Source organism: Shewanella sp. 0m-8 (assembly GCF_052977265.1).
In genome coordinates this window covers 1-9,402 of record NZ_JBRIMB010000078.1, presented here as the reverse complement: position 1 = coordinate 9,402, position 9,402 = coordinate 1, and the positions used below count along the sequence as shown (strand labels likewise).

Below are 9,402 nucleotides of genomic sequence, written 5' to 3'. Positions count from 1 at the left end.
GTTCAGAGCGAGTGACAAAATTGTGTTCTAGGGATTGGGCAAGTGTGACCAGTTAATTTTCCAGTTTGGTATTACCAATCAAAAAGCACACAGCCTTTTTTAAAAGACAAAAATGCCGCCTTACTAAGTACTCGTTTACGTACATAGTAAGGCGGCATTTTATTAGGCAGCTCATTAACAATAAATGCTAGTGCTAACCGAATACATCAACATTCAACTCTCAACATTCAACTCTCAACTAAAGAGTCTCAACTAAAGAGTCTCAACTAAAGAGTCTCAAAGTCATCCACGTTGATTGCCGCTAAGCGTAACTCATTCGCCTTAACTAATTGTTGATGTTCATCAGAACTAATCAAGGAGATCTCGAGCGCCGAGTCAAATAAGGCAATAGGTTGTAGTTTTGCAGGTAAACTGCCATCCCTTTGTGCTTGCTTAAGTTTCTTATACAGAGCTTTGCATGAATGCTTGGCAATAAATGCTTTCTCAACTTCTGCAATACCGCCAGTGTCACCATCAAAATCTGGACACAAGAAGGTTAACCGCTCACGCGCAGGACAAGGTTTACTCATCGAGTTAACCAGATCGATTGATAGCTTATCGCTTGCGTTTTTAAAGCGATTTCCAAGCGGAAAGATTAACGCGCGCAGTAATAGGGCTACACCACGGTTAGGGAAGTTACGGATCGCTTCATCTAATGCTTTTGCTGCTAAGTGCAAACGCGTTGCCATAACATGGCGAACTGCAGGTAAATCATCAAACTGACGACCATTATCTTCAAATAACTTTAAGGTTGCAGAACCAAGATATAGCTGACTTAAAACGTCACCCATTCGGGCACTAAGCATTTCTTTACGTTTTAAATCGCCGCCTAAAATAAGCATAGAAACGTCAGTCATCAGGGCTAAGCCTGCTGATAAACGGTTCATATCTTTATAATACTGCTTTGTTTCACCACTTACGGGTGATTGAGAAAGGCGACTACCCGTTAGCGCATTAGCAAATGCACTGAAAGCATTACGGATCGCATAACCGATGTGGCCTAATAGTAGATCGTCGAAACGCTCAAGACCTTCATTGGTATCTTCCATGCCAGCGGCTTCCATCTCTGCCAACACGTATGGATGACAACGTGTTGCGCCTTGACCGAAGATCATCAAGCTTCTGGTTAAAATATTGGCCCCTTCTACCGTAATAGAGATAGGGAGCGCCATGTAACCGTAGCCTAAATAATTCTTAGGACCAAGCTGGATCCCTTTACCTGATTGGATATCCATCGCATCATCAATGACCTTACGTCCAAGTTCAGTCATGTGATATTTTGCAATCGCCGTGACCACAGAAGGCTTAACTTTTAAGTCAATGCCCGTTGTGGTTAAACGCCTTGCTGCTTCAAGCTGATAAGTATTGGCAATAATCCGTGCTAACGCCTCTTGTACCCCTTCAAAATGGCCGATTTCGATACCAAATTGCTGACGAACAAAACTGTATGCAGTTGTTGTCTTGGTTGCCATATGACCTGATGCTGTTGAGAGCGCAGGTAATGAGATCCCGCGGCCAGCCGATAAGCATTCAACCAACATTCTCCAGCCACGACCCGCATATTGAGGACCACCAATAATCCAATCCAGTGGAATAAACACATCTTCACCACTGGTGGTGCCATTCATAAACGCCATATTTAATGGGTTGTGACGGCGACCAATTTCAACACCAGCATGATCGGTTGGGATCAGAGCGCAGGTTATACCAATCTCTTTTGTCTCGCCAAGCAGACCATCAGGATCATACATTTGAAATGCAAGCCCCAATACATCAGCAACTGGCGCTAGCGTAATATAGCGCTTATTCCAGTTAAGTTTTAAGCCTAGTGTTTCTTCACCATTAAACTGTTGGCGACACACAATGCCAGAGTCTGGAATGGCGCCTGCATCACTGCCCGCTTCTGGGCCCGTTAATGCAAAACAAGGAATAGCACGGCCATCAGCTAGTTGCGGTAGCCAAAAATCTTTTTGCTCACTGGTGCCATAATGGGTTAATAGTTCTCCCGGACCGAGTGAGTTAGGAACCATAACCGTTACTGCAGCACTCACACTGCGACTGGCTATTTTGCTGACGATGGTAGAGTTGGCGTAAGCTGAAAACGCCTTACCGCCATACTTTTTTGGGATGATCAGCGCAAAGAAACCTTCTTTCTTGAAGTAGTCCCATAGCTCTGGTGGCAGATCTTTTCTTTCATTAACGATGTTGTAATCGTCAATCATGGTTAACGCTGTCATTACCTGATTGTCGATAAAGTCCTGCTCTTCAGAGCTCAGTGTCGGCTTACCGTAGCTATGCAGAACTTGCCAGTTAGGTTTGCCTTTAAATAGCTCCCCTTCCCACCATACATCGCCTGCTTCCATCGCTTCTTTTTCTGTATTAGAAAGCGGTGGTAGTACTTTTTTAAAAAAGCTAAATACAGGACGAGTTACTAACTGTATCCTGATATTTTTAACACTGAATACAACAACTATTGCGCCAATCAATAGTATTAATAATGTCGTAGCCATAATTTTTACATTACATCCTTAGTAAGTGGGACCGATACCCCGGCAGATAAATACGGAATAACTTTTCTAATAACTGCTTCTATATCATTGTGCTCCCCAAAATCAGCTTCTGCAATTTCTGTTAACGCATCGGCTGAGGCCATGGTGAAAACAACCGTACCTAAGGTAAAGTGTAATCGCCAAAACATCTCTGCGGGAGGAATATGAGGGGCGCTCTCAGCCACGGCTTTAACAAACAGCCCTAGATACTCGCCGTAATGCGTAGTAATGAACCAACGAAGGTGTCCCTGACTCTCAATGTAACCACGACCCAACAACTGAAGAAATGTGGTGGTACCTTCGTTTCTCAGCGCATTAAGATCGAGAAGTGGTGCAACTAACGTTGAAAAAATATCATCCAATGATGCATTCGCATTATTTTTACGAACCAAAACAATAGCGTCTGCTGCTGCAGGCATAAATACATCGAGGTAACGTGCTAATACCGCTCTGATCAGCTCTTTTTTTGAGCCAAAATGATAATTAACAGATGCAAGGTTTACTTCAGCTTTGCTTGTAATTAGTCTTAGCGAGGTTTCTGAAAATCCTCTTTCTGCAAATAATTTTTCCGCTGCATCCAGTATTCTTGTTTTCGTATCGGAGCGATTTGCCATTCCGTTGCCTTTTTCTATTTTAAACACTCGTTTAAATTAAACATTCGCTTGCTTATTGTCAAACGAAATCCCCTTAATCGTAAAAACAGACTGCTTATTGAATTGGTAATTCTGTTCCTCTGTTAATTGGCAACAAAATAAGAAAATAAACAACACAAAAACAACAAGGGATTTCAACGATGGTTATGACCTTAGCGAAAGCTTCAAAGGTATCGATGTAATCAAAGTTTTCTAAGTTTTCTAAGTTTTCTGCATTGATAGCATTAACTCTAAGCACCGCAGCCTATAACAACACAGACAGTAATACCGCACCGATATAAGTCGATAAGAGTGCAGAAGCGAGAGCCAAACTGAACACCATGCTAGAAATGGGTCAGAGTAAGCCATGGCCAAAAGCGTTGGCAGCTGTTACTGGTATTCAAGAAATGGACCCCAAGGCGGTACTCGATTACTTTGCCCCACTGCAAACCTGGCTAGATGAGCAAAATACTATCGCTAACCGTCAATGTGGTTGCTAATGATTAATTAGGTTTTTAAAAGCACGACAAAGTATTAGATCACGATCAATAAAAACCATTTTATCTCACATCAAAATGGCTTTTTTCTCGAGAAAGTGAATCAATGCTAGCGGATATTAACCCCTTTATGATTAGCCTCTTTGGTTTCAATTCGTTGCTGTTCAGATTTAGCCAGCATCACATAAAGCGCTCCTGTACCACCATGATGGTTTTGGGCTGTGTGAAATGCTAATACCTCATCAATCTGCGCAAGCCAAGCCACAACAAAAGACTTAGTCAAAGCGGGGATAGGTTTGGTGTTAACCCCTTTACCATGGATCACGATAATGCTGCGCTCACCACGATCCCTGCTGTGCTGCAATTGCAGGTATAACACTTCCCTCGCCTGTTTTACCTTTAGCTGTTGCAGCTCAATCTCGCGTTTAATCGGGTAACCTCCCCGACTTAAGCGTTGAAATACGGCTTCTTGAACACCATCTCGTTTAAATTCGACTATAGCGTCCGATGCGATAGGCTCAATCCCATTGATATCTGTGGTTAACTTAGCCAACTGCTCACTCATTTCAAGCTGTTTACGCCGAGCATCTTGAGCCTGCGTAGATACCTTTTGTTCAACAATTGTCGCATTGGTATTATTTTTAAGTGGCTGAACACCTGTCATCTCTTGAAGAAAAAGATTCATTTCCTCTTCACCCATAAATCCCCCATTTACTGCGTTCACCTAACACACTGACATAGGCTCGTGAAGATGCAGATTTGATTTGCAGTCCAATTCTACACATCTTGTAAAGATCTAGTACTTTAGTTCACAGTAACCATCTATTATAGTGATACTCATTATATTATTATTTCGCCCAAATACATGCTTAAAAAAGTTGCAACAGCACTCACATTTACCTGTACTCTTTACCTTAGTTTCTTCCAAGTCGCCTTAGCAGATGATAACGAAGCACTTAACTCCGTCTATGGGCAATTTAGTGAAGCTTTTAATGAACTTGATGCAAGTATCATGGAGTCTATCTACTCTGAAGATGCCTGCTACATCCCCGAAAGCCAAGATGAAGAAATTACTTTAGGACGCGATAATATTGTTGCCCTTTACCAAACTTTTTTTGGCAAGATTAAGCATAAGAATGCCAAAATTGAAGTCGATTTTAGAGTGATCGAACGTAACATCGAAGGGTCGAGTGCTACAGATGTCGGTTACTATCTGATTCGTTTTCACCCCCCCATTGATAACGAAGAGCCAAGCAGTGAATTTGCAGGTAAGTTTGTTGGAGTATCCAACAAGAAAAGTGACGGTAAGTGGTATTTGACTGTTGATACCAACAACCGCGCCGAAGCTTCGTTTTATTATAATGCCAAGCCAAGTCCAAACCTTTATTATGGTCGCCAATTTCCAGCATTAAGCCAAAACTCAATAACCAATATCAACAACCAACAGTAACCAGTAACTTACAATCAATGACCATGACAAACCTTAATTCAGACACCGATAAACTGTGCCCTTGCTGTTCAGGCAACGTATATCAAGATTGTTGCCAGCCACTTCACCTAAAAACGCAAATTGCACAGAGCCCAGAACAATTAATGCGCTCAAGATTTAGTGCTTTTTATCTAAAGCAATTTGATTATTTAATCGCAACCCACCATGTCGATTATTTAAATGGGCTTACAGTACAAAACCTTGCACAAGAGCCGCTACCTCAATGGTTGGGCTTAGAGATTACTGCAAGTCAGCAAAATGACAGTCAGGGTAAAGTAACCTTTCAGGCTTGGTATCAATTGGATGATGAACTGGATGCCATTCATGAATGCTCAAGCTTTATCAAACAGAATGAGAAATGGTATTACACGCAAGGTGAGCACAAAGATGTGGTCTTTCCGAAACGCAATGACAAGTGTATCTGCCAAAGTGGTAAGAAGTTTAAGCAGTGCTGTGGTAAATAATCCGCTTTAATGAACTGCGGCTGCTTTTTCCAAAAATTGGCCAAACTCAGAGACACGTAACGCAGGGCTATATAAGAACCCTTGAGCCTGATGACACAGGTGTTTAGCGAGAAACTGCTCTTGCTCTTTTGTTTCAACGCCTTCGGCGGTGAGCGAAATATTTAATGCCGATGCCATTGCGATAATCGCACTGACGATTTCACGGCTCTCATGGCTCACCGACAGATCGGATATAAATGAACGGTCAATTTTAAGTTTACTAATCGGAAATTGCTTCAGATAGCGCATAGAGCTATAACCAGTGCCAAAGTCATCGATAGCGAGACCGACGCCTAATTCTGCCAGTTCATGACATAAATTAGTCGCTGAGCGAATATCTTCCATTAACTCTGTTTCGGTGATCTCAAGGATCAGGCTATTCGGTTTTAGCCTATAACGTGTTACCAACTCCCAAACTTGCTCAAATAGTGAGCCACTAAAAAACTGTCTCGCCGATACATTTACGTGCATCGAGATATCTATTTGATGACGTTGCCATAAATTGAGTTGTTTACAAGCCGCTTCTAACACCCAGGAGCCTATGTCGTTAATAAGCCCTGTTTGTTCTGCAATATCAATAAAAGCCCCAGGATACAGCACACCTTTCTTTGGGTGGTGCCAACGAATTAATGCTTCAGCGCCGATATAGGATTGTTTCTTTAAGTCTTTCAACGGTTGGTAATAAAGCTCAAATTGTCGACCTTTAATCGCAACGGCAAGGTCTCTTTCTATCTGAGCATCTTCTTTAAAAGCATTCAGCAATGCTGAGTTAAATACCTGTATGGCATTACCTTGCTTTTTTTTCGCATATTGAAGCGCGATATCTGCACACGTTAAAGAGGACAACTGCTGTTCAATTGAGGCTAGTGCAACACGTGCTAACGCGGGTTTGGGCTCTATCTGCTCAATGCCTATGGTAATCGGAGCTTCAAGTTGTTTGTATAATCGTTCTGTTAACTGTTCGATAAGTACTTCATCGAGATCAGTTTCAAATAAAAGACCAAACTCATCACTGCCAATCCGAGCGACATCAGAGATCTGGTTAATCTCAGCAAAATGGCGCATTCGTCTTGCGACTTCGATTAACATGATATCGCCATTAGCGTGACCATAAGTATCGTTAAAGCGCTTAAAGCCTCGAAGATCGATAAGTATTAAATGCCCTGCACGAGCTTTCTTAAGTACTTTGCTAAAATGCGTACGGTTATAAAGACCTGTTAGTCCACAGCGCCAGGCTAAACGGAGCAACTCGGTTTGATGATTGTGCTGTTCAGTGCAGTTTTCTGCATTAACCAATGCAAAATGATTGCCTCTGTCAGAGATAAACCGTTTTACAGAAAAGCGCATCCAGTAAGATGTACCGTCATGGCGCTCAAGACTGACCTCTTCTTCAGAGCTCTCTCCAATACGGGCTCTTTTCAACACAGCATCTGATAACGCGGGATATTGCTTAAAAAAATCTAAAAAATGAATCTTACGTCCCAGAATGCGATCTTTAGGTACCTTGGTTACTGCCTCGTGCGCCTTATTGACGTACTCAATGCAGTCGGTTGCTAAATTAACGACCATCATAATTTGATCAGATTGTTCTGCGGCTGACAAAAAAAGCGTTAACCGCTCATCTTTGTCATAGCCGTATTGGGTAGCGAGTGTGAGTGCCAGTTGGTCTGCAACCTGAGAGCAAAGCTGAATTTCAGTATCATGCCATGGCTCTGAGATTTCAGTACGCTCAAGACTTAACGTGCCTTCTAAATGCCCATTGATTCGAATCGCCACTTCTAAAACTGACACAATACCCAGAGCTTGGTAATAGGGCTTAAGTTCAACCAGTCGACTATCATCAAGCGCATTTTCAGAAGAGATATGGCGCTCATCTTTGAGCTGAAGAATAAAGTTAGAACAAGATTGTGGTTTAGGGCGGATGTCAGTGGCTACATTAGGCAACATACTCAGGCGTGTAACTTGCTCTAATGTATTTGTCTCTGCCGACAATGCAGAAATCACTACACTTGAAACATTAAGCTGTTGAGAGAGTAACTCAGCGGCAATGTCTGCAGTGGCTTTAAAATCTCCTAACTGCTTTGCTTCTGAATTAACAATGTACTCCAACAATTGCTGAAATTGATGTTTCTTCACATGTCATCCTAGTGAGGCAAACAAATTGCTTACCAATGGCTTTAAATATAAAGCAAAAAAATTATTTTTATAGGGTACTAAATATAGGGTACTAGGTTACACGATTTAACGTAATTTCAGCAAGTTTAACTACAGCTATTACAAGCCATTTTCTAATTGAAATATCATTTTTTCAGCACTAAAAGAGAATGTTAGGTTGATTTTCACGCTCTGGCCTTGTAACTGCTTTTCAAAAGTTACGCCTTCGAAGCGCTGTTGTGCTTTTGCAATCACTTCTTCAGCCAATTGCTCACAATTTTCACCGTTTAACTCTAACTCTAGTACTGTATCGTACTCATCGATAACTGCACCCACATCCACAAAGCTACCACAGTCTGTACAAGTGTCATTAACCAAATTTGACTGCGCCTTTTGAATATTTTTCATCTTGATTTGTCTCTACTAAGATAATATGAATTAATGATTATATATCAGCAATTCAAAATAGAGCAGGATCATCATCAAGCTTGAGCAATAAATTCACTCATTTGTCGTTGCATAACTAATTGATCGGCAAAATGCGTCAACGTAATATTAGCCTTTGAGTTGACTTGTTGGTATCGATTACGAGTAGTCACCTCACAATTGGCCAAAACCTCTTCTAACTCTAATGCTTCATTTCTTCGAATAACTAATGCTTCTTCATTCAATACATTAGCCAGGCGAAAGGCCATCGCACCACTTGATTGGTGAACGTGACTGTTATCGACAATGACGTCATCAATATCAAGACGCGCGAGTAGTGTTTGTTGCTCAGGCAGCTCAAATTTAGCTCTAAGATCGCTAGATTGATGCGCATCGGTTTGAAATTGCGCCATATCACGAGCATCGGCAGATAACATAGACAGCAATAATCCAAACTCACCCCGTCGGTTTGAACCGATGGCATGATTTAGCCTCGAACCAAGTTGTGATTCGTTAACTAACGCACTAGTTACCTGCATAACACTCATTTTGCACAAAAATAAACCACTGAAATATATTGTTAAAACTTTATCGACTACATGAGTCATTACTTTAGGCATTTTTTGATATTCAATGACATTAATCACTATCTATCGTGCCTTTGGTTTACTTGTTTCTCATCAATCAGCTTGTAAGCTCATTGAGCTTCTAATTCATTACATTAAACATGAGCAACACTCTTCGTTGTACGATACCCCTCTCAGTCATAGGCCCATCGTGCCTGTTTTTTCAACTGCTGTTACATGACTACTAACTACCTTTAGTTCATTGCTGCCCCTGCTTATTTGCTAATACGTTTTTAAACTCATAGCGATTGTTTTGGTAGCGAGCTAATTAATAATCATATTGAGCAAGAATACATCCGTAAAACAACTCGTTGTCAGTTAATTAACCAAACAGTCAGTTCTTTAGGGTTTATTTCATATTTTGGCTTTACAGGAGAAATATTTCTGACTACTATTGCCGCCGCAATTGAGGAGGGGTTCCCGAGTGGCCAAAGGGATCAGACTGTAAATCTGACGGCTCAGCCTTCGAAGGTTCGAATCCTTCTCC

Annotated in this window: 8 protein-coding genes and 1 pseudogene; 3 read left to right on the top strand and 6 right to left on the bottom strand. The window is 41.5% G+C overall.

Annotated elements, in window-relative coordinates:
* Window positions 1-266: 266 nt before the first annotated feature.
* Window positions 267-2,549: an acyl-CoA dehydrogenase gene (locus ACVBIO_RS20995; protein ID WP_447161947.1), complete on the bottom strand. Its 2,283-nt coding sequence runs from the start codon at window positions 2,547-2,549 to the stop codon at window positions 267-269.
* Between the two features lie 5 nt (window positions 2,550-2,554).
* A complete protein-coding gene (locus tag ACVBIO_RS20990) occupies window positions 2,555-3,202 on the bottom strand; it encodes a TetR/AcrR family transcriptional regulator (protein WP_447161948.1) in 648 nt (215 codons plus the stop codon).
* A gap of 338 nt (window positions 3,203-3,540) precedes the next feature.
* Here ACVBIO_RS20990 and ACVBIO_RS20985 point away from each other — a divergent pair.
* Window positions 3,541-3,720, top strand: a pseudogene (locus tag ACVBIO_RS20985) (M2 family metallopeptidase); the annotation flags it as partial.
* A gap of 106 nt (window positions 3,721-3,826) precedes the next feature.
* Here ACVBIO_RS20985 and smrA read toward each other — a convergent pair.
* Complete coding sequence (gene smrA, locus ACVBIO_RS20980) at window positions 3,827-4,417, bottom strand: DNA endonuclease SmrA (RefSeq protein WP_447161949.1); 591 nt, start codon at window positions 4,415-4,417, stop codon at window positions 3,827-3,829.
* A 165-nt stretch (window positions 4,418-4,582) separates the two neighbouring features.
* On the opposite strand from smrA, the gene ACVBIO_RS20975 reads away from it, so the two are divergent.
* Both ACVBIO_RS20975 and ACVBIO_RS20970 read left to right on the top strand, forming a co-directional pair.
* Window positions 4,583-5,167 carry a YybH family protein gene (locus ACVBIO_RS20975; RefSeq protein WP_447173364.1) on the top strand — a complete coding sequence of 195 codons (585 nt, stop codon included), beginning with the start codon at window positions 4,583-4,585 and terminating at the stop codon, window positions 5,165-5,167.
* A 23-nt stretch (window positions 5,168-5,190) separates the two neighbouring features.
* Window positions 5,191-5,670: a YchJ family protein gene (locus ACVBIO_RS20970; RefSeq protein ID WP_447173363.1), complete on the top strand. Its 480-nt coding sequence runs from the start codon at window positions 5,191-5,193 to the stop codon at window positions 5,668-5,670.
* A gap of 6 nt (window positions 5,671-5,676) precedes the next feature.
* On the opposite strand, the gene ACVBIO_RS20965 is transcribed toward ACVBIO_RS20970, so the two are convergent.
* The 3 genes from ACVBIO_RS20965 to ACVBIO_RS20955 form a co-directional block, all read right to left on the bottom strand.
* A complete protein-coding gene (locus ACVBIO_RS20965; RefSeq protein WP_447173362.1) occupies window positions 5,677-7,845 on the bottom strand; it encodes a sensor domain-containing phosphodiesterase in 2,169 nt (722 codons plus the stop codon).
* Between the two features lie 138 nt (window positions 7,846-7,983).
* Window positions 7,984-8,271, bottom strand: coding sequence for a DUF406 family protein (locus tag ACVBIO_RS20960; protein ID WP_447161953.1), 288 nt, complete (start codon window positions 8,269-8,271; stop codon window positions 7,984-7,986).
* A 74-nt stretch (window positions 8,272-8,345) separates the two neighbouring features.
* Entirely contained in the window at window positions 8,346-8,828 is a 483-nt protein-coding gene (locus ACVBIO_RS20955; protein ID WP_447173361.1) for a VC2046/SO_2500 family protein, read from the bottom strand.
* Window positions 8,829-9,402 lie beyond the last annotated feature (574 nt).